Origin of the sequence: Rubrivivax gelatinosus IL144 (genome assembly GCF_000284255.1) — a bacterium.
Taxonomy (GTDB): domain Bacteria; phylum Pseudomonadota; class Gammaproteobacteria; order Burkholderiales; family Burkholderiaceae_C; genus Rubrivivax; species Rubrivivax gelatinosus_A.
In genome coordinates, this window is record NC_017075.1 from 194,119 (window position 1) to 215,130 (window position 21,012).

20 protein-coding genes are annotated in these 21,012 nt (G+C 74.8%); 7 read left to right on the forward strand and 13 right to left on the reverse strand.

Going from position 1 to position 21,012, the window contains the following annotated elements:
• Positions 1-17: 17 nt before the first annotated feature.
• The 4 genes from RGE_RS00905 (at position 18) to RGE_RS00920 (ending at position 2,788) form a co-directional block, all read left to right on the forward strand.
• Positions 18-1,370, forward strand: a complete 1,353-nt coding sequence (locus RGE_RS00905) for a tetratricopeptide repeat protein (protein ID WP_014426422.1) — start codon at positions 18-20, stop codon at positions 1,368-1,370.
• 10 nt (positions 1,371-1,380) lie between these two features.
• On the forward strand, positions 1,381-1,761 hold the full coding sequence (locus RGE_RS00910; protein ID WP_014426423.1) for a DnaJ family domain-containing protein: 381 nt from the start codon (positions 1,381-1,383) through the stop codon (positions 1,759-1,761).
• A 62-nt stretch (positions 1,762-1,823) separates the two neighbouring features.
• On the forward strand, positions 1,824-2,291 hold the full coding sequence (locus RGE_RS00915) for an OsmC family protein (RefSeq protein ID WP_014426424.1): 468 nt from the start codon (positions 1,824-1,826) through the stop codon (positions 2,289-2,291).
• A complete protein-coding gene (locus RGE_RS00920) occupies positions 2,288-2,788 on the forward strand; it encodes a GNAT family N-acetyltransferase (protein ID WP_014426425.1) in 501 nt (166 codons plus the stop codon). Before RGE_RS00915 ends, RGE_RS00920 begins: the two co-directional genes overlap by 4 nt.
• Here the strand turns inward: RGE_RS00920 and RGE_RS00925 are convergent.
• Together RGE_RS00925 and RGE_RS00930 are read right to left on the reverse strand one after the other, a co-directional pair.
• Positions 2,785-3,525, reverse strand: coding sequence for an SDR family oxidoreductase (locus RGE_RS00925; RefSeq protein WP_014426426.1), 741 nt, complete (start codon positions 3,523-3,525; stop codon positions 2,785-2,787). The two genes, RGE_RS00920 and RGE_RS00925, sit on opposite strands and share 4 nt — an antisense overlap.
• A gap of 90 nt (positions 3,526-3,615) precedes the next feature.
• Entirely contained in the window at positions 3,616-4,506 is an 891-nt protein-coding gene (locus RGE_RS00930) for a sigma-70 family RNA polymerase sigma factor (protein WP_014426427.1), read from the reverse strand.
• Positions 4,507-5,000: 494 nt separating this feature from the next.
• Between RGE_RS00930 and RGE_RS00935 the strand changes: the two genes are divergently transcribed.
• Positions 5,001-5,309: an H-NS histone family protein gene (locus RGE_RS00935; protein WP_014426429.1), complete on the forward strand. Its 309-nt coding sequence runs from the start codon at positions 5,001-5,003 to the stop codon at positions 5,307-5,309.
• A 14-nt stretch (positions 5,310-5,323) separates the two neighbouring features.
• Here RGE_RS00935 and glpK read toward each other — a convergent pair whose 3' ends face one another.
• Positions 5,324-6,820 (reverse strand): glycerol kinase GlpK, encoded by a 1,497-nt coding sequence (glpK, locus tag RGE_RS00940; protein WP_014426430.1) that lies wholly within the window; start codon positions 6,818-6,820, stop codon positions 5,324-5,326.
• Between the two features lie 67 nt (positions 6,821-6,887).
• Here glpK and RGE_RS00945 point away from each other — a divergent pair, with 67 nt between their 5' ends.
• Positions 6,888-7,739, forward strand: coding sequence for an AraC family transcriptional regulator (locus RGE_RS00945; protein WP_014426431.1), 852 nt, complete (start codon positions 6,888-6,890; stop codon positions 7,737-7,739).
• Between the two features lies 1 nt (position 7,740).
• On the opposite strand, the gene RGE_RS00950 is transcribed toward RGE_RS00945, so the two are convergent.
• Positions 7,741-9,543 carry a DUF885 domain-containing protein gene (locus RGE_RS00950; RefSeq protein ID WP_014426432.1) on the reverse strand — a complete coding sequence of 601 codons (1,803 nt, stop codon included), beginning with the start codon at positions 9,541-9,543 and terminating at the stop codon, positions 7,741-7,743.
• A gap of 157 nt (positions 9,544-9,700) precedes the next feature.
• On the opposite strand from RGE_RS00950, the gene RGE_RS00955 reads away from it, so the two are divergent.
• Positions 9,701-10,672 carry a DMT family transporter gene (locus tag RGE_RS00955; protein ID WP_014426433.1) on the forward strand — a complete coding sequence of 324 codons (972 nt, stop codon included), beginning with the start codon at positions 9,701-9,703 and terminating at the stop codon, positions 10,670-10,672.
• Between the two features lies 1 nt (position 10,673).
• Here the strand turns inward: RGE_RS00955 and glcF are convergent, their stop codons facing one another.
• The 9 genes from glcF to RGE_RS01000 all read right to left on the reverse strand — a co-directional run bounded on the left by glcF (position 10,674) and on the right by RGE_RS01000 (position 20,990).
• Positions 10,674-11,918 carry a glycolate oxidase subunit GlcF gene (glcF, locus tag RGE_RS00960; protein WP_014426434.1) on the reverse strand — a complete coding sequence of 415 codons (1,245 nt, stop codon included), beginning with the start codon at positions 11,916-11,918 and terminating at the stop codon, positions 10,674-10,676.
• A complete protein-coding gene (locus RGE_RS00965) occupies positions 11,918-12,553 on the reverse strand; it encodes a class I SAM-dependent methyltransferase (RefSeq protein WP_014426435.1) in 636 nt (211 codons plus the stop codon). Before RGE_RS00965 ends, glcF begins: the two co-directional genes overlap by 1 nt.
• A gap of 2 nt (positions 12,554-12,555) precedes the next feature.
• Positions 12,556-13,650, reverse strand: a complete 1,095-nt coding sequence (gene glcE, locus RGE_RS00970; protein ID WP_014426436.1) for a glycolate oxidase subunit GlcE — start codon at positions 13,648-13,650, stop codon at positions 12,556-12,558.
• Positions 13,651-13,652: 2 nt separating this feature from the next.
• Positions 13,653-15,179, reverse strand: a complete 1,527-nt coding sequence (locus RGE_RS00975; RefSeq protein ID WP_014426437.1) for an FAD-linked oxidase C-terminal domain-containing protein — start codon at positions 15,177-15,179, stop codon at positions 13,653-13,655.
• Between the two features lie 88 nt (positions 15,180-15,267).
• Complete coding sequence (locus RGE_RS00980) at positions 15,268-17,175, reverse strand: serine/threonine-protein kinase (protein ID WP_014426438.1); 1,908 nt, start codon at positions 17,173-17,175, stop codon at positions 15,268-15,270.
• A 123-nt stretch (positions 17,176-17,298) separates the two neighbouring features.
• Positions 17,299-18,486, reverse strand: coding sequence for an FIST signal transduction protein (locus RGE_RS00985; RefSeq protein WP_014426439.1), 1,188 nt, complete (start codon positions 18,484-18,486; stop codon positions 17,299-17,301).
• Between the two features lie 10 nt (positions 18,487-18,496).
• Positions 18,497-19,063, reverse strand: a complete 567-nt coding sequence (locus RGE_RS00990; protein WP_014426440.1) for a PhaM family polyhydroxyalkanoate granule multifunctional regulatory protein — start codon at positions 19,061-19,063, stop codon at positions 18,497-18,499.
• A 44-nt stretch (positions 19,064-19,107) separates the two neighbouring features.
• Positions 19,108-20,040, reverse strand: a complete 933-nt coding sequence (locus tag RGE_RS00995; RefSeq protein ID WP_014426441.1) for a TraB/GumN family protein — start codon at positions 20,038-20,040, stop codon at positions 19,108-19,110.
• Positions 20,037-20,990 (reverse strand): fumarylacetoacetate hydrolase family protein, encoded by a 954-nt coding sequence (locus RGE_RS01000; protein WP_014426442.1) that lies wholly within the window; start codon positions 20,988-20,990, stop codon positions 20,037-20,039. Before RGE_RS01000 ends, RGE_RS00995 begins: the two co-directional genes overlap by 4 nt.
• Positions 20,991-21,012: the final 22 nt, after the last annotated feature.

Here is a 21,012-nt window from a genome sequence, read left to right on the forward strand (position 1 = left end):
CGCGCTACAGTCCTGCCATGGCGTTTTTCGATCTGCGAGGCAATCCCGTCGGCTGCGGTGTCGCCGCGGCGCGTGATGCCGCGGAGTCGGCGCTGTGGCGGCTGATGTCGTATTACGACTCGCCCCTGGCCGACCTCGACGCGGCGATCGCGGCCGATCCCGGCTGGGCGATGCCCTACCTGATGAAGGCGGGCTGGCTGCTCGCCGCCACCGACCCCGGCGAACTCGGCGCGGTGGCCCAGCACCTGGACGCGGCGCGCGAGCGCCTGGGCGGCGCCGGCGTACGCGAGCGGGCCCACCTCGAAGCGCTGCAGCTGGTGCTCGAGGGCCGCTGGCACAACGCCTGCCGGCGCTGGGACGACCTGCTGCTCGAGTACCCGCGCGACGCGCTGGCGCTGCAGTGGTCGCACCAGTGGGACCTGCACCGCGGCGACGCCGCCGGCATGCGCATGCGCCCGGCGCGTTCGCTGCCCGACTGGGACGGCGACGACCCGCTGTACCCCTTCGTGCTCGGTCTCTACGCCTTCGGGCTGGAGGAGTGCAACCTGTACCCGCAGGCCGAGGAAGCCGCGCGCCAGGCCTTGCAGGCCGACCGCCGCGTCACCTGGGCGGTGCACGCCGTGGCCCATGTGCTGGAGATGCAGGGCCGCCACGACGAGGGTTCGGCCTGGCTGCGGCTGCACCAGCACGACTGGGCCGAGGGCAACGAGTTCGCCTCGCACCTGTGGTGGCACAAGGCGCTGTTCCGCGTCGAGGCGATGGACTGCGCCGGCGTGCTGCGCCTGATCGACGGCCACCTGACGGCCGAGACGCTGACGACGACGACGCAGCGCGTAGACGCCGCGGCGATGCTGTGGCGGCTGCACCTCGTCGGCGAGGACGTCTCGGCGCGTGCGCTGGCGCTGGTCGACGCCTGGGCCGATGCCGACGACGAACCCGGCTACTACGCCTTCAACGACCTGCACCGCGTGACCGCGCTGATCGCCGCCGGCCAGCTGCCGCGCGCCGAGCGCTGGGTGGCGCGCTGCGCCGAACGTGCGCTGGCCATCGACGACGCGCGCCGCGTCAACCACACGATGGCGCGCGAGGTCGGCCTGCCGCTGATGCGCGCCTTCCTGGCCTTCGCACGCGGCGACGTCGACACCGCCGCCGACATCCTCTACCCGGCACGCATGTCCGCGCGTGCGCTCGGCGGCAGCCATGCGCAGCGCGACCTGATCGACCAGACGCTGCTTGCCGCGGCGGTGCAGGGCCGGCGGCGCAACCTCGGCCGCGCCCTGCTCAACGAGCGCCTGATGGCCAAGCCGGCGACGGCGCTGACGCGCCACTGGGCCTCGCGCCTGGGCCTGCCGCGCGAGGCGCGGGCCTGAGGACGCGGGCGTGGCGACGCGGCGCGAAGACGAACGCCTCGAGCGCCTGCGCACGCTCGACGAGCAGATCGCCGACGCGCTGCGCGAGAGCCAGGACAACGGCGAGCTGAAGTCCGCGCCCAGCTGGGGCCGGCCGCTCGCGCTGGACGACGGCTACGACCAGACGCCCGACGCGCTGAAGATGCCGTTCAAGATCCTGAAGGACGCCGGCCACGTGCCCGCCGAGGTCGAGCTGATGCGCGAGATCGCCGCGCTGCAGGCCGAGCTCGACGCCGCGCCGGCCGACGAGGCCGACACGCCGCCGTGGCGCGCCAAGCGCCAGCGTGTCGCCGAGCTGCGCCAGCAGCTGGCGTTGCGCCTCGAACACCTGCGCCGCAGCGCCAGCCTCTGATCGGCGCGCCGCGCGCCGCGGGCGGGCGCACAATGCCGTGATCCAGTCGTCCGCGAGGGGTCATGTCCGAACATCACGCCCAGGTCGAATGGCGGCGTCAGCCCGCCGAGGCCTTCACCGACCAGCGCTACAGCCGCTTGCACGCGCTGCGATTCGACGGCGGTGCCGAGATCGCGGCGTCGGCTTCGCCCGCTTCCGTGCCGCTGCCCTACGCCAACGCCAGCGCCGTCGATCCCGAGGAACTGTTCGTCGCCTCGCTGGCCAGCTGCCACATGCTGTGGTTCCTGTCGCTGGCCGCCAGCGCTGGCTGGCGCGTCGATTCCTACATCGACGACGCCTTCGGCACGATGGGCCGCGACGAGCAGGGCCGGCCCTTCCTGACCACCGTCACGCTGCGCCCGCGCGTGCGTCTGGCCGGCGACGCCGTGCCCGAGGCGGCGCGCCTGGCGGTGCTGCACCACCGCGCCCACGAGGCCTGCTTCATCGCCAACTCGGTGAAGACCGAGGTGCGCCTGGAGCCGCAGCCGTGACGCGGCTGCGCACCGCGCGCCTCGTGCTGCGCAGCTTCGGCCCGGCCGACGTCGAGCCTTATGCCGACATGTGCGCCGACGCCGAGGTCATGCGCCACATCGGCGCCGGCGGCCCGGTCGAACGCGACGTCGCCTGGCGCCAGGTGGCGCTGTTCATCGGCCACTGGACGCTGCGTGGCCACGGCATGTGGGCCGTCGAGCGCCAGAGCGACGGCCGCATGATCGGCCGCGCCGGCTTCATGCACCCCGAGGGCTGGCCCGGCTGCGAGCTCGGCTGGCTGTTCGCGCGTGACGCCTGGGGCCAGGGCTACGCCCAGGAGGCGGCGCGTGCCGCGCTCGCCTGGGGCCGCGACGTGCGCGGCATCGTCTCGCCGATCAGCCTGATCCGGCCCGAGAACGAGCGCTCGATCCGGCTCGCCGAACGCCTGGGCGCGGTCGCCGACGCCGAGATCGACTTCCTCGGCGGCCGCGCCGGCGTCTGGCGCCACAGCGCCTAGGCGCGCAGCCAGTCGGCCAGCGCCGTGCGGCCCAGCCGCGCGCCGGCGCCCGGCGTCAGCGAGTCGGGCTCCAGCCGGCCGCCGAAGTAAGCCGCCTCGGGGTCGGTGACGATGCGCCGGCCGTCGCCACGCGCCACCAGCACCCGGCGCAGCAGATCCTCGATCGCGAAGGCCTGCGGGCCGCCGAGTTCCAGCACCGCGTCCTGCGGGCCTTCGGCCAGCAGCCCGGCCAGGGCCGCGGCGACGTCGGCGGCGGCCACCGGCTGCATGCGCGCGGCCGGGGCGTGCACGACGCCGTCGACCGTGCCGGCCTCGGCGACGGTCGGCAGGAACTCGAAGAACTGCGTCGCGCGCAAGATCGTGCAGGGCAGGCCGCCGGCCTCGATCAGCCGCTCCTGGGCCAGTTTGGCGCGGAGGTACGCGTTGTCGGGCAGGCGGTCGCAGCCGACGACCGACAGCGCGAGGTGGTGGCGCACGCCGGCGGCGGCGCCGGCGGCCAGCAGCCGGCGTGTCGAGGTCTCGAAGAACTCGAGCACCGCCCGGGCTTCGAACGACGGCGCGTTGCTGACGTCGACGACGGCCTCGGCACCCTGCATCACGGCGTCCAGGCCTCGACCGCTGACGGCGTCGACGCCGTGCGAAGGCGACGCGATGGCCGGGTCGTGGCCGGCCTGGCGCAGGCGCGCCGCGAGCTGGCGGCCGATCAGCCCGCTGCCGCCGACGATGACGATCTTCATGGGAACTCCTTGCCCGTGGGGTGCTGCGGCGGCGCCCGTTGCGCCGCCTTCCCCCACAAGACGCACGAGCCCGCGGGCCGGCCCGGCGACTCAGCCGCGGGCCTGCCAGGCGGCCTGCAGCCGCGCCAGCTTGGCCGGGTTGCGCTGCACGCCGATGCGCAGGATGCGGCCGTTCTCGAACTCGAAGCTCTGCGCCGACTCCAGCCGGCCGTCGACGAAACGCAGCAGGCCCGGCCGGCCGTTCAGCGTCACCGGCTCCCAGCGCAACCGGCCCGCCCAGCGCAGCGCGTTGGCGAAGTACAGCTGGGCGATGCGGCGCGCCCCGCGCAGCGGGTGCGGCACGCTGGCCACCTGGCCGCCGCCGTCGCCCTGCAGGCTGGCGTCGGCGGCCAGCAGCGCCTGGATCGGGCCGAAGTCGCCGGCCGCGGTCGCGCGCGCGAAAGCGGCGAGCAGGCGTTCGTGTTCGGCGGCCGGTGCGTCGCCGCGCCGGGCCTCCTCGCCCAGCGCCGCCTTGGCGCGGCTCACCAGCTGGCGGCAGCCGGCCGGCGACTTGCCGAGGATGCCTGCGAGCTCGTCGTAGTCGAGCTCGAACACCTCGCGCAGCAGAAAGGCCGCGCGCGCCGCCGGCGTCAGCCGTTCCAGCAGCGCCTGCAGCGCCATCGAGACCTCGCCCAGGCGTTCGAGCTCGTCTTCGGGCGACTCGGCAGCGCTGCCGTCGCCGAGCACCGGCTCGGGCAGCCAGAGGCCGGGGTAGTGTTCGCGGCTGCGCTGCAGCGACCGGAGGCGGTCGATCGCCAGCCGCGTCGCCGCCGTGACCAGCCAGGCCTCCGGGGTCCGGACCTCGGCGTCGGCGCACTCCCGCCAGCGCAGCCAGACGTCCTGCACCAGGTCGTCGGCGTCGGCCAGCGAGCCGAGCATGCGGTAGGCGATGCCGCGGATCCGGGCGCGGTGCTGGAGGAAGGTTCGGGTGCTGGCGTCCATGGGCTGCGGGCAAGGTCCGCGCACAGGCTAACCGAGCGCCGCGCCGGTCCACTGGCGTGCTGCTGCGCGTGAAGCAACGCCGGTGCACCCGATTAGGCGTGTGGACGACGCCGTCGAAGCAAAGACCAGGTCCGGGTTTAGGCCCGCATGGCGCAATTGCATTGCATCTTCTGGCGACGACGAAGGCCGGTCGCAGCGCCAGGGAAGATGCACGACGCGGATACACGAATTGCAAGCGCTGACTGCACCGAAAGCGTGCGGTCCGGCATGTCTGTTGCCAATGTCCCGCGCCTGCCACGCTGTTTCAAGCGATTCGCCGATCGGGTGTTTGTCAAGATCGAAATGCGTGGCGAATGTCGCGCACTGCGTGGTAAGTTTCGCGCTGCGCGGGCCGCCGGCCCGCGCGTCACCCGCCGTCGCAGAAGGCGGGCGGTCCGGTCGGCGCAACCGGTCCGCAAGGAGGACGCCGGCGGCAGCGCCAGCCCGGAACGATCATGACGAAAACCTATAGCGAAGTCCTCAAGCAGATCGAATCCTTGAAGGCCGAAGCCGAAACGATGCGCCGGCGCGAAGTCGACGCCGTCATCGCGGCGATCCGCGAGCAGATAACCCAATACGGGCTGACGGCCGCCGATCTCGGCCTGGTCGCTGCCAAACCGCGTTCGCGCAAACGCAAGATCGTCGTCGCCAAATACCGCGACGACGCCGGCAATACCTGGGTCGGCCGCGGCAAACGCCCGCAATGGGTGCGCGACGCGCTGGCCGCCGGCAAGACACTGCAGGACCTGGAAGTCCAGGCCTGAGTCGGGCCGCCGCCTTATTCGGCGACGGTCTGGCGCACGGCGCGCTCCCAGCGTGCCATCAACTCGTCGGCGCGTTCGCGCGCTAGCGTCGGCAGGAAACGCCGTTCGGCCTGCCAGAGCGCGGCGATCTCGGCGCGATCGCGCCAGACGCCCACCCCCAGCCCCGCGAGGTAGGCCGCGCCCAGCGCGGTCGTCTCGGTGACCTGCGGGCGCACCACCGGGATGCCCAGCAGATCGGCCTGGAACTGCATCAGCAGGTCGTTGACGCAGGCCCCGCCGTCCACCCGCAGCTCCGACAGCGGCCGCCCGCCCTGGGTGGCGGCGTCGCGTGCCATCGCCTGCAGCAGCGCCGCGCTCTGGAAGGCGATGCTCTCCAGCGCCGCGCGCGCGATGTGCGCGACGGTGCTGCCGCGTGTCAGGCCGACGATGGTGCCGCGCGCGTCGGCGTTCCAGTAGGGCGCACCCAGGCCGGTGAAGGCCGGTACGAACATCACGCCGCCGGCGTCGGGCACGCTCTCGGCCAGCGCCTGCACCTCGCCGCTGGCGCGGATCGCCTGCAGGCCGTCGCGCAGCCATTGCACGACGGCGCCGCCGATGAAGACGCTGCCTTCCATCGCGTACTCGCGTGCCGCGCCGCAGCGCGCCGCGGCGGTCGACACCAGGCCGTTGCTCGAACGCTCGAAACGCTCGCCGGTGTGCATCAGCATGAAGCAGCCGGTGCCATAGGTGTTCTTCGCCAGCCCGGGCTCGAAGCAGGCCTGGCCGAACAGCGCCGCCTGCTGGTCGCCGGCGACGCCGGCGATGGCGATCGGCGTGCCGAACAGCCCGGGCTCGGTCTCGCCGTAGGCGTGGCTGGACGGCAGCACCTGCGGCAGCAGGCTGTCGGGCACGTGCAGCGCGGCCAGCAGCTCGTGGTCCCAGACGTCGTGGCGGATGTCGTAGAGCATCGTGCGCGACGCGTTGCTGACGTCGGTGGCGTGCACCCGCCCGCCGGTCAGCTTCCAGATTAGCCAGCTGTCGACGGTGCCGAAAGCCAGCTCGCCCTGGGCCGCGGCGAGGTGCGCGCCGTTCACGTGGTCCAGGATCCAGCGGATCTTGGTCGCCGAGAAGTAGGGGTCGATGACCAGGCCGGTGCTGCGCCGCACCGTCTCTTCCAGTCCGTCGGCGCGCAGGCGCGCGCACAGCGGCTCGCCGCGGCGGTCCTGCCAGACGATGGCGTTGCACACCGGCTGGCCGGTGCGGCGGTTCCAGACGACGGTGGTCTCGCGCTGGTTGGTGATGCCGATCGCGGCGATGTCGCGCGCCGTCAGGCCGGCCTGGGCGATGGCCTCGCGCGCCGTCGCGAGCTGGCTCTGCCAGATCTCCTCGGGGTCGTGTTCGACCCAGCCGGGCTGCGGGTAGTGCTGGCGGAACTCGCGCTGGGCGAGCGCGACGACGCGCCCGGCCTCGTCGAAGACGATGCTGCGCGAGCTGGAAGTGCCCTGGTCGAGCGCGAGGACGTGGCGGGACATGCGGTGCTCCTGGCGAGGCGCATCAGCATATCGGGGCCATCGCGCGGCGGGTTAGATTCGCGCCGTCATGACCCTCGACGCGCTGGCTCCGATGCCCGGCGTCCCGCAGGCTTTCGAGGCCCAGGAGGACGCCGCCGAGTTCCGCCGCCCGGCGCATCGCCCGGGCGTGGAGCTGTATCGCGCGGCCATCGTGCGCCACGCCTTCGAGCCGCACGCGCACGACGGCTTCGGCGTCGGCGCGATCGAAGCCGGCGCCGAGCGCTTCCGCTACCGCGGCAGCGAGCTGCTGGCGCCGGCCGACTCGCTGGTGCTGATGAACCCGGGTGAGGTCCACACCGGCCGCGCCGAGACCGAAGCCGGCTGGCGCTACCGCATGGCCTACGTCGACGACGAGCTGGTCGAGGCGCTGACCGGCGAGCGCTGGTCTTTCGCCGCGGCGGTGGCCCCGGACGCGCCGCGCGCGCGCCGCGTCGGCCGGCTGCTGGCGGCGCTGTGGCGGGCCGCCGACGAGCCGCTGGCCTTCGACGGCCTGCTCGCCGACCTGCTGGCCGAGCTGCGCCCGCACGCCCGCGCCGACCGCGCCGCGGCGCGCGAGGCGGCGCCGCGTTTCGCTGCGGTGCTGGACTACATGCACGACCGCCTGGCCGAACGCCTGACGCTGGAGGAACTGGCCGCGGTGGCGGGCTTGAGCCCCTTCCACTTCCTGCGCCGCTTCCGCGAGGCCCAGGGCGCGACGCCGCAGCAGGTGCTGATGTCGCTGCGCCTGCTGGCCGCGCAACGCCAGCTCGCCGCCGGCGTCGCGCCGGCCGAGGTCGCCGCGGCCACCGGCCTGGCCGACCAGGCGCACCTGACACGCGCCTTCGCGGCGCGTTACGGCGTCACGCCGGCGCGTTACCAGCGCCAGGTCGGAGCGCGCTAGTTCAGCGCCGCGCCTCCCGCACGATCCACTCGTCCACCAGCGTCTCCAGCGTCGACAGCGGCAGCTCGCCGTGGTCGATCAGCGCGTTGTGGAAGCGGCGCAGGTCGAACTTCGGCCCCAGCCGGGACTGGGCGCGCGCGCGCAGCTCGTCGATCTTCAGCCGGCCGACCATGTAGCCCAGCGCCTGGCCGGGGTCGGAGGTGTAGCGGTCGACCTCGGCCTCGACGAAGGCGCGGTCGACGCCGGTGCGTTCGACCATGAAGTCGATCGCCTGCTGGCGGCTCCAGCCCTTGGCGTGGATGCCGGTGTCGACGACCAGGCGCGCGGCGCGGAAGGCCTGCCACTGCAGGTGGCCGAACAGGCTGTACGGATCGTCGTAGGCGCCGATCTCGCGCATCAGCGTCTCGGCGTACAGCGCCCAGCCTTCGACGTAGGCCGTGTAGCCGCCGCCTTCGCGCCGGAACTCGGGCAGTTCGTCGAGCTCCAGCGCGCGTGCGCCCTGCAGGTGGTGGCCGGGCACGGCTTCGTGCGCGACCAGGGTCTGCATGCCCCAGACCGGCTGCTGGCGCCAGCCGACGAGGTTGGCGTTGAACCAGCCCGGCCGGCTGCCGTCGACGGCGCCGCCTTCGTAGAACTCGGCGGCGTCGGGGCCCATGTGCTCGGGCATGCCGCGCACGCCGTAGGTGCCGCGCGGCAGCTCGGCGAACAGCCGCGGCATCTCGGCGTCGAAACGTTTGGCGATCGCGCGATAGCGCATCAGCAGCTCGTCGGCGCTGGCGACGAAGAAACGCGGGTCGGTGTTCAGCCACTTCACGAAGGCCGCGAAGTCGCCGCTGAAACCGGTCGAGCGCATCACGCGCTCCATCTCGGCGCGGTCTTTGTCCAGCTCGCGCAGGCCGATGGCGTGGATGGCGTCGGCGCCGAGGTCGGTGGTCGTGCGCTGGCGCACCAGCATCTCGTAGACGCGCGCGCCGTCGGCGTAATGCGTCAGCGAACCGTCGGCCGGCGCCTTGGCGCGGTACTCGCCGGCGACGAAGTCGCGCAGCCGGCGCATCGCCGGCACCACCTCGCGTTCGATCGCCTCGCGGCCCCGGGCCTGCAGCGCCGCGCGCTCGGCCTCGGCCATCGCCGGCGGCAGGCGGCGGAAGGGCTCGAAGAAGGGGCCGGCGGCCGGGTCGGCGGGCAGCTGGGCGTCGATCTGGGCGATGGCGCGCTCGAGCACCGGCGCCGCCGGCACCCAGCCCAGCGCCATGCCGCGGCGCATCAGCGCGATCTCCTGGTCGATGCGCTGCGGCAGCGCCGCCATGCGTGCCAGCACCTTGGCGGCGTCGGCGCGGCCGTCCATCGGCATCATGCGCAGCAGGCCGGAGAAATCGGACTGCACGCCGCCCATCGCCTCGATGCGCAGGCTGCGCCAGCCTTCGAACGGCTGCTCGGCGAGGTGGCGTTCGCGCTGCTCGATGAACAGGTCCAGCGAGACGCGGTCCTCCGGCGACAGCCGCGCGCGCGGGATCGCCCGTGCTTCGGCCAGCCAGCGGCGCTCCTGAGCGGTGGCGGCACGTTCGGCCTCGGGCGAGACCTCGCCGAGCCGGTCGTCGAAGCGGTGGTCGCCGCGCCAAGTGGCCCACTCGGGGAACCGGCGGGCGCTGTCTTCCCACTGGCGCGCGAACAAGGCGTGCAGCGCGCGCGTGGCGGCGTTGTCGGCGCGTGCGGTGGCGGTCTTCGGGGCGGCGAGGGCGGTCGGAACGGTGGCGGCCGTGCCCAGGGTCAGGGCGGCGGCGACGGCCAGCAGGCGAAACGGCATCGGGAGAGTCTCGTGGACGGCGAAGCCGTCGATTCTGGCCGTCGCTCCCGCGGCCCGCCCCGGCCGTGCGACGAAGCCCGCGGCTGGCGCGACGAATCGGCCGGCGCGGCGCAATCCGGTACAAGACCGCCGCCCGCCGCCGCGGCACGATGCGCCCATGTCCCACCGTGCCGCGCTCGTCTCCGGAACCCTGTTCGCCCTCGCCGCCGGGCTGATGTGGGGGCTGATCTTCGTCGCCCCGCTGCTGCTCGCCGCCTATCCGCCGGCGATGCTGTCGGTCGGGCGCTACCTCGCCTTCGGCCTGATCGCGCTGCCGCTGGCCTGGCTGGACCGGGTGCGCATCCGCGAGCTGACACGCGCCGACTGGGCCGACGCGCTGCGCCTGGCGCTGGTCGGCAACCTGCTCTATTACCTGCTGCTGTCCTCGGCGATCCAGCGCGCCGGCGGGCCGCTGCCGACGATGATCATCGGCACGCTGCCGCTGGTCATCGCGGTGGCCTCCAACCGCCGCAACCGGCACCGCGACGGGCTGCTGTCGTGGCGCCAGCTCGCGCCGTCGCTGCTGCTGATCGGCGCCGGGCTGGCGCTGGTCAACCGCGCCGAGTTGGCGCAGCTCGCGCCCGACGCCGACCGCGGCCGTTATGCCCTGGGCGCGCTGCTGGCCGTCGGCGCGATGGCCTGCTGGACCTGGTACCCGATCCGCAACGCCGACTGGCTGCGCGCCCACCCCGGGCGCTCGCCGTCGACCTGGGCCACCGCACAGGGCCTGGCGACGCTGCCGCTGGCGCTGGCCGGGGCGCTGATGCTGGCCGGAGCGTCGGCCGCGGGCTGGATCGAGTTGGGCGGACCGCTGGGGCCCACGCCCTGGCGTTTCGTCGGCCTGATGCTGGTCGTCGCGCTGCTGTGCTCCTGGCTGGGCACGCTGTGCTGGAACGAGGCCAGCCAGCGCCTGCCGACGACGCTGGCCGGGCAGCTGATCGTCTTCGAGTCGCTGGCCGGCCTGGCCTACGCCTTCATGCTGCGCGGCCAGTGGCCGCCGGCCGACACGCTGGCCGGCATCGTGCTGCTGATCGCCGGCGTCGCCTGGGCGCTGCGGGCCAGGCCGCAGCCGGTGGCCGCGGTCGCCTGAATCAGGCGATCAGCTCGTCGAGCAGCTCGATCCAGTGCCGCACCGGCGTCTTCGTGCCGCCCTGCAGGTGCTGGATGCAGCCGAAGTTGGCCGAGACGATGACGCCGGCTTCCAGCGGCTCCAGATGCGCCAGCTTGCGCCGGCGCAGCGCCTGCGACAGCTGGGGCTGCAGCACGCTGTAGGTGCCGGCCGAGCCGCAGCACAGGTGGCTCTCGCCGGCCGCCAGGCGCACGTCGAAGCCCAGCTCGCGCAGCCCGTCCTCGACGCCGCCACGCAGCTTCTGGCCGTGCTGCAGCGAACACGGCGGGTGGTAGGCGACGCGTGTGCCGGGCGCGATCTTCAGCCGCGGTTTGAGCGCCGCGACGATGTCCGGCAGCAGCTCGCCGACGTCGCGCGCGAGTTCTGCGACGCGGCGCGCCTTCTCGGCGTAGGCCGGGTCCTGGGCCAGCGCCAGGCCGTACTCCTTGACCGTCGTGCCGCAGGCCGAGGCGTTGAGCACCAGGGCCTCGACACGCCCCTGCGAGGTCAGCCCCTCGATCAGCGGCCACCAGGCGTCGATGTTGCGGCGCATGTCCGCCAGCGAGCCCTCGGTGTCGCCGAGGTGGCCGCGGATCGCGCCGCAGCAGCGGGCTTCGTCGGCGACCAGGGTCTGGATGCCGGCGGCGTCGAGCACGCGCGCCGTCGCCGAGTTGATGTTCGGCGCCAGCGAGGGCTGCACGCAGCCCAGCAGCATCAGCACCTTGCGCTTGTGCTCGCGCTGCGGCCAGAGCTTGGCGCGCGCACCCGGCGCGGCGGTGACCTTGTCCTTCAGGCGTGCCGGCAGCAGCGGCCGCAGCGCACGCCCGGCGGCGACCGCCGGGCCGAAGGCCGGGGACGTCAGCCCTTGCTTCAGCAGCCAGCGCGCCGTGCGTTCGCCGCGCGGGCGCTCGACACGCTGCTCGACGAGGTGGCGGCCGATGTCGACCAGGCGGCCGTACTGCACGCCGCTGGGGCAGGTGCTCTCGCAGTTGCGGCAGGTCAGGCAGCGGTCCAGGTGCAGCTGGGTGCTGCGCGTGACCGGCGCGCCTTCGAGCAGCTGCTTGATCAGGTAGATGCGGCCGCGCGGGCCGTCGAGCTCGTCGCCGAGCAGCTGGTAGGTCGGGCAGGTGGCGGTGCAGAAACCGCAGTGCACGCACTGGCGCAGGATGGCCCCGGCCTCCTCGCCTTCGGGCGTGCCGCGGAACTCCGGCGACAGATGGGTCTGCATCAGGCGAGCCTGTAGTCGAGCACCCAGTAGTGCTCGTACGCGGTCCAGCGCGGATCGCGGGCCCGCGGGCCGAGCACGGCGAAAGCCTCGTCGGGCGTCGGGAAGTTCTTCAGCACCTCGTGCACGCTGCCGTCGTCGAGCACGCGGTCCTGGTAGGTGTTGCCGGCCTCGTCGCGGCGTGTCAGCGGCGTGCTGCTCGTCTGCACGAAGCTGTTGTCCAGCATCACGACACGCGCGCCGGGTTCCAGCCGCGCATGCAGCGTCGCCAGCCAGCCGGGCAGGGCCTGCAGCGGCACGTGGCTCCACCAGCAGCCGGAGAAGGCGGCGTCGAAGGTCTCGTCGCCCAGGCCGTCCAGCGTGTAGGCGTCGACCTGGCGGAACTCGACGGCCGCCGGCAGCGCCTTGGCGCGTGCGACGTCCATCGTCTCGGGGTTGGCGTCGGTGGCCAGCCAGCGCTGGGCGTCGCGCGCGGCGTGCGGTGTCCACCAGCCGGTGCCGCAGGCGATCTCGAGCACACGCCGGCCGGCGAACGGCGCCGCCAGCGAGGCTTCCATCGCGCGCAGGTCGGCCTGGCGCTCGGGCCGGTGATAGACACGTTCGTAGTAGGCGGCGCGGCGCTTGTAGTAGTCGAGCATCGTCAGAGGTCCGGAAACAGGCGGCCGGGGTTGAAGACCCGCGCCGGGTCGAAAGCGTTCTTCAGCTGGCGGTGCAGCCGGTCCAGCGGCGGCCTGGGTGGCGTGAACACCGGGCCATCGCCGGCGCCGCGCCAGCGTGTCGCGTGGCCGCCGACGGCCGCTGCGGCGGCGCGCACCGCGGCGGCCGGCAGCGGCGTGCACAGCCAGCGCTGGCCGCCGCCCCATTCGATCAGCTGCTCGCCGGCCAGGCCCAGCGGCGGTGTGGTTGGCGGCAGCGACAGCCGCCACAGCGCGGCGCCACGGTCGACGGCCGCGCGGGCGCCGGCGAAGAACTCGTCCTGCTGGTCGCGCAGCCCGGTCCAGAAGCCGTCGGCCAGCGTCGGCTCGATCGGTTCGCCGCCCAGCTTCTCGTAGGCCGACTGCACCGCGGCGGCGGCGCCGGCCAGGCGCAGCACCAGCGTGCCGTCCCACCAGGCGCTGGCCGAGATCGGCAGCGGCTGCGCCGACCAGGCCGCCAGGCGCTGCAGCGCCTGGCTTTCCGCGAACTCGTAGCGCAGCGTCGCCACCGCCGGCGGCCGCGGCAGCACCTTCAGCGAGACCTCGCAGATCAGGCCCAGCACGCCCAGCGAGCCGGCGAGCAGCCGCGGCACGTCGTAGCCGGCGACGTTCTTCATCACCTGGCCGCCGAAGGTGAGCACCTCGGCGCGGCCGCTCAGCATCGTCGCGCCGAGCACGAAGTCGCGCACGCTGCCCGAGGCCGCACGGCCGGGGCCGGCCAGGCCCGAGGCGACCATGCCGCCGACGGTGCCTCCGGCGGCGAAACGCGGCGGCTCGAAGGCCAGCCACTGGCCACGTTCGGCCAGCGCCGCCTCCAGCTCGGCCAGCGGCGTGCCGGCGCGTGCGGTGACGACCAGTTCGCTCGGCTCGTAGGAGCTGATGCCGGCCAGCTCCGCCATCTCCAGCGGCTCGCCGGCGGGGGTTTCGCCGTGCCAGCGTTTGCTGCCGCCGCCGACGATCTCGAGCTTGCTGCCGTCGGCCGCCGCGGCCCGCACGCGGTCGACCAGGCGGCCCAGGGCCGCGTCCTCGTGTGCCGTCATCGTCAGAAGCGCTCCAGTTCCGCGAAGGCCAGCAGCCCGCGCCGCACGTGCTGCTTGCCGCCTTCGACGCAGCGCACCAGCGTCGGGATCACCTTGCCGGGGTTCAGCAGCCCGGCCGGGTCGAAGGCGGTCTTCAGCGCCGCCATCTGGGCGCGCTCCTCGGGGCTGAACTGCACGCACATGCTGGCCAGCTTCTCGACGCCGACACCGTGCTCGCCGGTGATCGTGCCGCCCAGGCGCACGCTGGTCTCCAGGATGTCGGCGCCGAAGGCCTCGCAGCGGCGCAGCTGGTCGGGGTCGTTGGCGTCGTAGAGGATCAGCGGGTGCAGGTTGCCGTCGCCGGCGTGGAAGACGTTGGCGCAGCGCAGGCCGTAGGTCTGCTCCATCTGCTGGATGGCGAGCAGGATGTCGGCGAGCCGCTTGCGCGGGATCGTCGAGTCCATGCAGAGGTAGTCCGGGCTGATGCGGCCCGACGCCGGGAAGGCGTTCTTGCGCCCGCTCCAGAAACGCAGCCGCTGGGCTTCGTCGCGGCTGACCTCCAGCCGCGTCGCGCCGCAGCCGGTCAGCACGTCCAGCATGCGCGCGACCTCCTCGGCCACCTCCTCGGGCGTGCCGTCGCTCTCGCACAGCAGGATGGCCTCGGCCGTCAGGTCGTAGCCGGCGTGCACGAAGTCCTCGACCGCGGCGGTCATCGGCTTGTCCATCATCTCCAGCCCGGCGGGGATGATGCCGGCGGCGATGATCGCCGCCACCGCGTCGCCGGCGCGGCGCACGTCGTCGAAGCTGGCCATGATGCAGCGCGCGAGCTGCGGCTTGGGCACCAGGCGCACGGTGACCTCGGTGGCGACGGCCAGCATGCCTTCGCTGCCGATCACCGCGGCCAGCAGGTCCAGCCCCGGCGCGTCCAGCGCCAGGCCGCCGAACTCGACGGCCTCGCCCTCGGCGGTGAAGCCGCGCACGCGCAGCACGTTGTGGATCGTCAGCCCGTACTTCAGGCAGTGCACGCCGCCGGAGTTCTCGGCGACGTTGCCGCCGATCGTGCAGGCGATCTGGCTCGACGGGTCGGGCGCGTAGTACAGGCCGTGCGGCGCCGCCGCTTCGCTGATGGCCAGGTTGCGCACGCCGCACTGCACGGTGGCCGTGCGCGCCAGCGGGTCGACGGCGAGGATGCGGTTGAACTTGGCCAGCGACAGCGTCACGCCCAGCGCGTGCGGCATCGCGCCGCCCGACAGCCCCGTGCCGGCGCCGCGTGCGACCACCGGCACGCCCAGCGCGTGGCAGGTGCGCAGCACGCCCGAGACCTGGGCCTCGGTTTCCGGCAGCGCGACGGCCAGCGGCAACTGGCGGTAGGCGGTGAGCCCGTCGCACTCGTAAGGCGTGGTGTCCTCGCGCTGCCAGAGCAGCGCGTGCGCCGGCAGCACCTTGCCGAGCGCGGCGACGACCTCGGCCTGGCGTCGGGCGCGCGTGGCGGCGTCGGGCGGGGCCTCGGCGGCGGAAGTCGCGGCGTCGGCGGGCAGGGGAGCGTTCATGCGCGGGGAGCTGGCGGCGGGCTGCGGAGGACTGTAGCAAGCGCGGTGCGTCCCGCGCCGCCCCGGGGTCAGGGCCTGCCGCCGAGGTTCATCCGGGCACGCGATCGGTGGCCCGGAACTCGGCGCACTGCGGGTGGCGCGCCCAGGCGGCGCGTTCGCACTGCTGCTGGAAGCAGCGGTACAGCGCGAAGCCGCTGCGCTCGCCGCAGACGGCGCGCGGCGACGCCGGGCCGGCGGCGCCGCGCTGCGGCGGAGGGTCGAGGAACTCTTCGCGCGGTGGCGGCGTCGTCGTCGCCGGCGTGGTCTCCACCGGCACGGCGGGGGCCGTCTCGGCGGCCGGCGGCGCGGCCGGGCGTTCGGTCGGCGCGGTCTGCACGGGCGCCGGTGCGGTGGCCGCAGGCGGCTCGGCGGCTACCGGCGCCGGGCGCGGCTCGGGCGGCCGCGTCTCGTGCCACCACAGGCCCAGGCCCAGCGCCCCGGCCAGGGCCAGCGCGCCCAGCATCCAGCGCATCACGCTGTCCTGCGGCGGCGGCTCCAGCGGCACGGCGCGGGCAGGCGCTGCGGCGGCGGCCGGCGCGGCTGCTTCGCGCGCCGGGGGCTCGCGCCGCGGCGGCGCCGGCGGGATGGTGTCGATGACGCGCTGGATCAGGTCCACGGTCGCGGCATCGGGGTCGTCCTCGGCGGCGGCCGGGCGTGGCGCCGTGTCGGGCGCCGGTTCGGCGTGGAAGGGCATCAGCGGCGGGTCGCGCCGGGCCGACGGCCGCGACGCGGCGGCCCGCTCGGGGATCGAGGCCGACGGCGGGCGTGGCACCGGGGCCGCCGTCGGCGCCGGCTTGGAAGCGGTGGAGGGAGCGGCAGCGGGAGCGGGCGCAGGGCCCGCGCCCTCGGGCCAGCGCGACCAGTCCGGCGCCGGCCCGGGTGCCGAGGCGCCGCGGCCCAGGCGGCCCCGCGGCCCCGGCCGTGCCGGCGCGGCGGCGGGTGGTTCGGGCGGCGGCGCCGGCTCGGGCAGGTCCAGCTCGACGTCGATCGACGGCTCCGCGCGGGGCGCGGCGGCGGCGCGGCGCGGCGGGCCGTTGGCCAGCCAGGCGGCGAACTCGACGATGCTCTGCGGCCGCGCGGCGATGTCCGGCGACACCGCGGCGTCCAGCGTCGCCAGCAGCGCCGGGCCGTAGCGTGCCGACGGGTGGTCGAAGAACAGCCGTTCGACGACCGCGGCCAGCGGCTCGGGCGTGCTGCCGGCCGGTGGCGGCAGCATGCCGGTGATCGCGAAACGTGCCAGCTGCGCCAGCGCGAAGACGTCGCTCCAGGCGCCGATGCGGGTCGGGTCGGCGTCGAGTTCGGGCGCGGCGAAACCGGGCTCCAGCGCGGCCATCGCCGGCCCGCCGCGTGCGATCGCCCGTTCGGCATAACCGGGGCCTAGCAGCAGCGGCCGGTCGTCGTCGAGCAGCAGCACGCCGGCCGGGTGCAGGCCGCCGTGCACGCCGTTGACGCGGTGCCATTCGTTCAGCGCGGCCAGCAGCGCGTCGAGCAGCGCACGCAGCGCCGGCTCGTCGGGCGGGCCGCTCATCTCGCGGCGCAGCTCGGCCAGCGGCCGGCCGGCGTACCAGGGCATCACCAGGCAGGCGCCGCCGTGCGCCGGCAGCAGGTGCAGCACCCGGGCGATCGACGGGTGGTCGCAGCGCGCCAGCCGCCGGCCTTCGTCGATGAAGGCGCGCAGCCCGTGTTCGAAGGCCTCGGCCAGCGCTGGCTCGGCCGGGCCGATGTCGCCGTAGGGCCCGCGCCGCGCCAGCGCCGCCGGCAGGTACTCCTTCAGCGCGACGGCGACTTCCAGGCCGTGGTCCCAGCCGCGGTAGACGATGGAGGTGGCGCGCACCGCGACGACGCCGCGGAACTCGAAACCGCCGAGCCGGTGGCCGGCGGGCCAGGCGCTGACGCCGGGGGGCAGCGCGTGCGCGGCCGGGGCGAGGCGTTCGGGCGTGGAGGGCTGGTCGTTCATCGCGGCGGCTGACGGTTTCGTGACGGTAGCCCCGCCTGCCGCGCCACGCTGTAAGCCCTTGTTCTGTACGGCGAGCGCGGCCCGAAGCGCGCAACATCCGCGCGCTGCGGCTTACCTCCGCTTTCAGGCCCGGCCGGTGAAGACCGTCAGCACCCCGGTGTAGCCGTAGACGTGCTGGTGTGCGATCTCGCCGCCGGCGAAGAAGCCGACCAGCGGCACGTCGCCCAGCGCGTGGCGCACGAGCTGCAGCTCGGCCGAGGGGCCGCCGAAATGCGGCCCGCCGCGGCCGGCGCAGCTGACGTAGATCGCGCCTTCGATGCGCCGCCCGGTCAGCGCCGGCAGCGTGATGTCTGCGGCCTCGGGGCTCAGCTCCTCGCGGATCTCGCTGCAGATGCGCACCAGGTCGCGCCGCGCGGCGTCGACGTCGCGGGTGCAGAACGCCAGCCGCATGCCGGGCTCGACCATGTCGGCGACGGCCACCGCCTGGCGGCCCGGGTCCAGGCCGACGAGGTGGCGCACGCGCACGTCGGGGCCGAACTGACCGCCGCGGCCGACCGCGACCTGGTCGCCGTCGGTCAGACCGGCCAGCGTGGCGCGCAGCCGCGGCAAGGCGCTGCGCGGGTCCAGCGCGGCGTCCAGCCCCAGGTCGCCGAGCAGGCAGGGCAGGGCCGGCGCGCCGTCGAGTTCGGCGACGATGTTGCGTTCGGCACGCGTGATCGTGCGCACCGGGCCCACCGGCTGGCAGCCCTGGGTGACGCGCGACAGCAGCGCGACGTCCTCGCTGAAGGCCACGCCCGAGAGCCCGCCCTGCCAGACGCCGTCGGCCAGGTGCACGGTGGCCGAACGCGAGGCGGCCAGGCCGCCGAACAGGTAGCCGCTGTCGACGCGGTCGCTGAGCTCGGTGATCAGCTCGGCCAGGTCGGGTGTCGCCGGGTCGGCGTGCACCAGCGCGCTGAAGGCGGCGATGCGGTGCAGCGGGCGCACGCCGGAGAAGACCTCGAAGCAGCCTGCCGGCAGGTCGCAGAGCATCAGCACCAGCGCCGGCTCGTCGAAGTACTCGACGCCGCTGGCGGCGACGCCGACGCCGACGCAGCCGACCCAGGCGACGCCGGGCCAGCGCTGGCGCAGCTCGGCGAGCAGCGCCTCGGCCTGCGGCGCGTAGGCGTCGGTCAGGTAGGCGAACCCCAGCGTCGGCGGGCCGCCGGGGCCGGCTTCGATCGCCGCACGCTGGGCGTCGAGCTGCGCCGCTGCGAGCGCCAGCGCCATGCGCCAGTCGGGATGGGTGGCGTGTCCGGTGACGAAACTCGGCATCGGGTGGGGCTCAGGTCGATCGGCTGCGCCGCGGCGCGGCGCGTTTGGCGGCGGTGCGCGCCGCGGGTTTCTTGCCCGCCTTCGTCTGGGCCGGGGCCGGCGCCGGAGCGGGCGCCGGTGTCGCGGCCTTGCGCACGTCCTGCATCGCGGCGCTGGCGATTTCGCCGAACTGCTGCGTCAGCGCGCCCCACCACTGCATCGGGTCGATGGCCGGCGGCGCCGCGGGCGCCTCGTCGGCGGCCGGAGCAGGCGCCGGCTCGGGTGCGGCGGCGGCCTGCGGGCGCAGCTTCAGCGCCTCGCGCAGGTCGGGCATCGGCACGTTCATCGAGCGCAGCGTCGACAGCGTCATGCGCTGCACCTCCAGCGCCTGGATCGTCGTGCCCAGCAGGCGCGCGTTCTGTTCGAGCCAGAACTGCACCGTGCGCAGCTCGGAGATGCGTTTCTCCAGCTCGTCGGGGTTCAGCGTCGGCGCGATCCACTGGCCGATGTTCGGCATCCCGGCGCCGGCGTTCTGCAGCAGGCCCTGCAGGAAGTCGTAGCCCGGCAGCATCTTCGCGAAGTCGGTGGCAGCCGTCATCCTGGTCTCCTCCTGTGGCGGTGTCGATCCATTGTGCGCCGGGCTCAGCGCGCCGGCGTCACCGCGCGCACGACGAAGCCGCGGGCGGCCAGCAGCCGGGGCAGGCCCTGCTCGCCGACCATGTGCATCGCGCCGACGGCGGCGAACACCCGGCCGCCGGCGGCGTGCTGGGCCTCGATGCCGTCGGCCAGCGCCGGGTTGCGCGCGTCGACCAGCTCGTGCAGCGCCTCGCGGTCGGCGTCGTCGGCGACGCAGTCGCACCAGCGCTCGTAGTCCTCCAGCGTCGCCAGGTCGGCGCGTTCCCAGGCGCTGGCCAGGCGGCGCAGCGCTTCGGCGCCGCCGCCGGACTCCAGCGGCTGCAGCGAACGTTCGACGGTCGCGGCGATGGCCTCGGCCTCGCGCGGCATCAGCAGCGCGGCCTGGGACTCGACGGTCTCCAGCGCGACGAGCTTGCGGCCGCCGGCGCGGGCGGCGGTGGCCAGCGCCGGTTCCTGGCCCCAGGCGGTGTCCAGCCCGGCGCGGCGCGCCTCGGCCAGCGTGACGACGATCGCGCGCATCGCCGGGTGCAGCGCGGCCAGCCCGGGGCTCTCGACGCAGGCGGCACGTTCGGCACGCTGCAGCCGCTCGGCCAGCGCCGGCGGCAGCGGCGGCACCGGGCGCAGCGCCTCGGTGACGAGCAGGCGCTGCACCGCCGGGTCCTCGGGGTCGAGCTCGAGCGCGACGACGTCGGCGCCGGCCAGCGCCTGCGCGATGCGCGGGCCGGGGATGGTCCAGCCGGGCTTGCCGACGTGCAGCGTGCCGTAGAGCCAGGAGCGGTGGCCGTCGCGTTCGATGGTCCACAGCGGGCCGCGGTCGGCGGCCGGCGCCGGGGTCGGGTCGATCGGCGGCGGGCAGTCCTGCGCCAGCGCCGGCGGCAGCACGCCCAGGGCCAGCAGCAGCGCCGCGGCACGCCGCTTCCAGCGGGCCAGGGTGTTCATTCGCCGATCTCCGAGACACGTTGTTCGATCGCGCCGAAAGGGCTGGAGCCGTCGGCGGCGAAGGCTTCGACACGCAGCACGGCGCCGGGGGCCAGCCAGGGCGTCGGCTCGGTGCCGGCTGCGGCTGCGGCTTCGGCGGCGCGGCGCTCGGCCAGGCAGCCGGCGCCGTCGGCGGCGTCCTTGGCGCCGATGGTGCCGCTGCCGACGATGGCGCCGGCGCCCAGGCCGCGGGTGCTGGCGACGCGGGCGATCAGCCGGCCGAAGTGCCAGCGCATGCCGGCGGCGGCGTCCAGGCGGGCGAAGCGCCGGCCGTCGAGGCGGGTCTCGACCGTCAGCGCCAGCTTGCCGCCGCGCCAGGCCTCGCCCAGCTCCTCGGGCGTCACGGCGACCGGGGCGAAAGCCGCCGGCGGTGCCGCGTCGCCGTCGTCGCCGCGCCAGGCGTTGGCCAGCAGCACCAGGCGCACGCCGTCGAGCGCGCGGTCGGCCGGCGTGCCGGCGGCGACGTCGCCGGTGACGATGGCCAGCTGCGGGCCGAAGTCGCGCCGCGTCGCGGCGGCGGCGAACTCGACCTCGTCGTGCGCGCCGAGCAGCCCGTCGCCGGCGGCGGCCAGAACCGGCGGCGCCTCGCGCAGCGTGGCCGGCGGCTCGACGCCGAGCGCGCGCAGCACGCGTTCGGCGGCGTCGGGGTAGGCGCCGACCTGCACCCAGTGCGCGGCGCGCGGCAGCGGCGCCATGCACTGGCGCGCGTCGAAGGCGAAGGCGTGGCGCGCCTTGCCGTGGTTCAGCGCGGTGTACAGGTCCTCGAGCTGCGGGCTGACGAAGTTCCAGTCGTCGAGCACCTGCTGCAGCCGGGTGGCGATGCCGGTGGCGAAGTGGGCCTGCGTCAGGTCGCGGGAGACGACGGCGAGCTGGCCGTCGCGCGACCCGTCCTTCAGGGTGGCAAGTTTCATGGGCGAGGGGGATCGGCGGAGG

Bases quoted from the DNA above. Each gene is read 5' to 3' on its own strand.
- RGE_RS00950 (WP_014426432.1), bottom strand. From the start codon at position 9,543: ATGCCGTTTCGCCTGCTGGCCGTCGCCGCCGCCCTGACCCTGGGCACG.
- glpK (WP_014426430.1), bottom strand. From the start codon at position 6,820: ATGTCCCGCCACGTCCTCGCGCTCGACCAGGGCACTTCCAGCTCGCGC.
- RGE_RS01000 (WP_014426442.1), bottom strand. From the start codon at position 20,990: ATGAAACTTGCCACCCTGAAGGACGGGTCGCGCGACGGCCAGCTCGCC.
- RGE_RS00945 (WP_014426431.1), top strand. From the start codon at position 6,888: ATGACCCTCGACGCGCTGGCTCCGATGCCCGGCGTCCCGCAGGCTTTC.
- RGE_RS00955 (WP_014426433.1), top strand. From the start codon at position 9,701: ATGTCCCACCGTGCCGCGCTCGTCTCCGGAACCCTGTTCGCCCTCGCC.
- RGE_RS00985 (WP_014426439.1), bottom strand. From the start codon at position 18,486: ATGCCGAGTTTCGTCACCGGACACGCCACCCATCCCGACTGGCGCATG.
- glcE (WP_014426436.1), bottom strand. From the start codon at position 13,650: ATGACGGCACACGAGGACGCGGCCCTGGGCCGCCTGGTCGACCGCGTG.
- RGE_RS00965 (WP_014426435.1), bottom strand. From the start codon at position 12,553: ATGCTCGACTACTACAAGCGCCGCGCCGCCTACTACGAACGTGTCTAT.
- RGE_RS00980 (WP_014426438.1), bottom strand. From the start codon at position 17,175: ATGAACGACCAGCCCTCCACGCCCGAACGCCTCGCCCCGGCCGCGCAC.
- RGE_RS00930 (WP_014426427.1), bottom strand. From the start codon at position 4,506: ATGGACGCCAGCACCCGAACCTTCCTCCAGCACCGCGCCCGGATCCGC.
- glcF (WP_014426434.1), bottom strand. From the start codon at position 11,918: ATGCAGACCCATCTGTCGCCGGAGTTCCGCGGCACGCCCGAAGGCGAG.
- RGE_RS00905 (WP_014426422.1), top strand. From the start codon at position 18: ATGGCGTTTTTCGATCTGCGAGGCAATCCCGTCGGCTGCGGTGTCGCC.
- RGE_RS00935 (WP_014426429.1), top strand. From the start codon at position 5,001: ATGACGAAAACCTATAGCGAAGTCCTCAAGCAGATCGAATCCTTGAAG.
- RGE_RS00990 (WP_014426440.1), bottom strand. From the start codon at position 19,063: ATGACGGCTGCCACCGACTTCGCGAAGATGCTGCCGGGCTACGACTTC.
- RGE_RS00915 (WP_014426424.1), top strand. From the start codon at position 1,824: ATGTCCGAACATCACGCCCAGGTCGAATGGCGGCGTCAGCCCGCCGAG.
- RGE_RS00995 (WP_014426441.1), bottom strand. From the start codon at position 20,040: ATGAACACCCTGGCCCGCTGGAAGCGGCGTGCCGCGGCGCTGCTGCTG.
- RGE_RS00975 (WP_014426437.1), bottom strand. From the start codon at position 15,179: ATGAACGCTCCCCTGCCCGCCGACGCCGCGACTTCCGCCGCCGAGGCC.
- RGE_RS00925 (WP_014426426.1), bottom strand. From the start codon at position 3,525: ATGAAGATCGTCATCGTCGGCGGCAGCGGGCTGATCGGCCGCCAGCTC.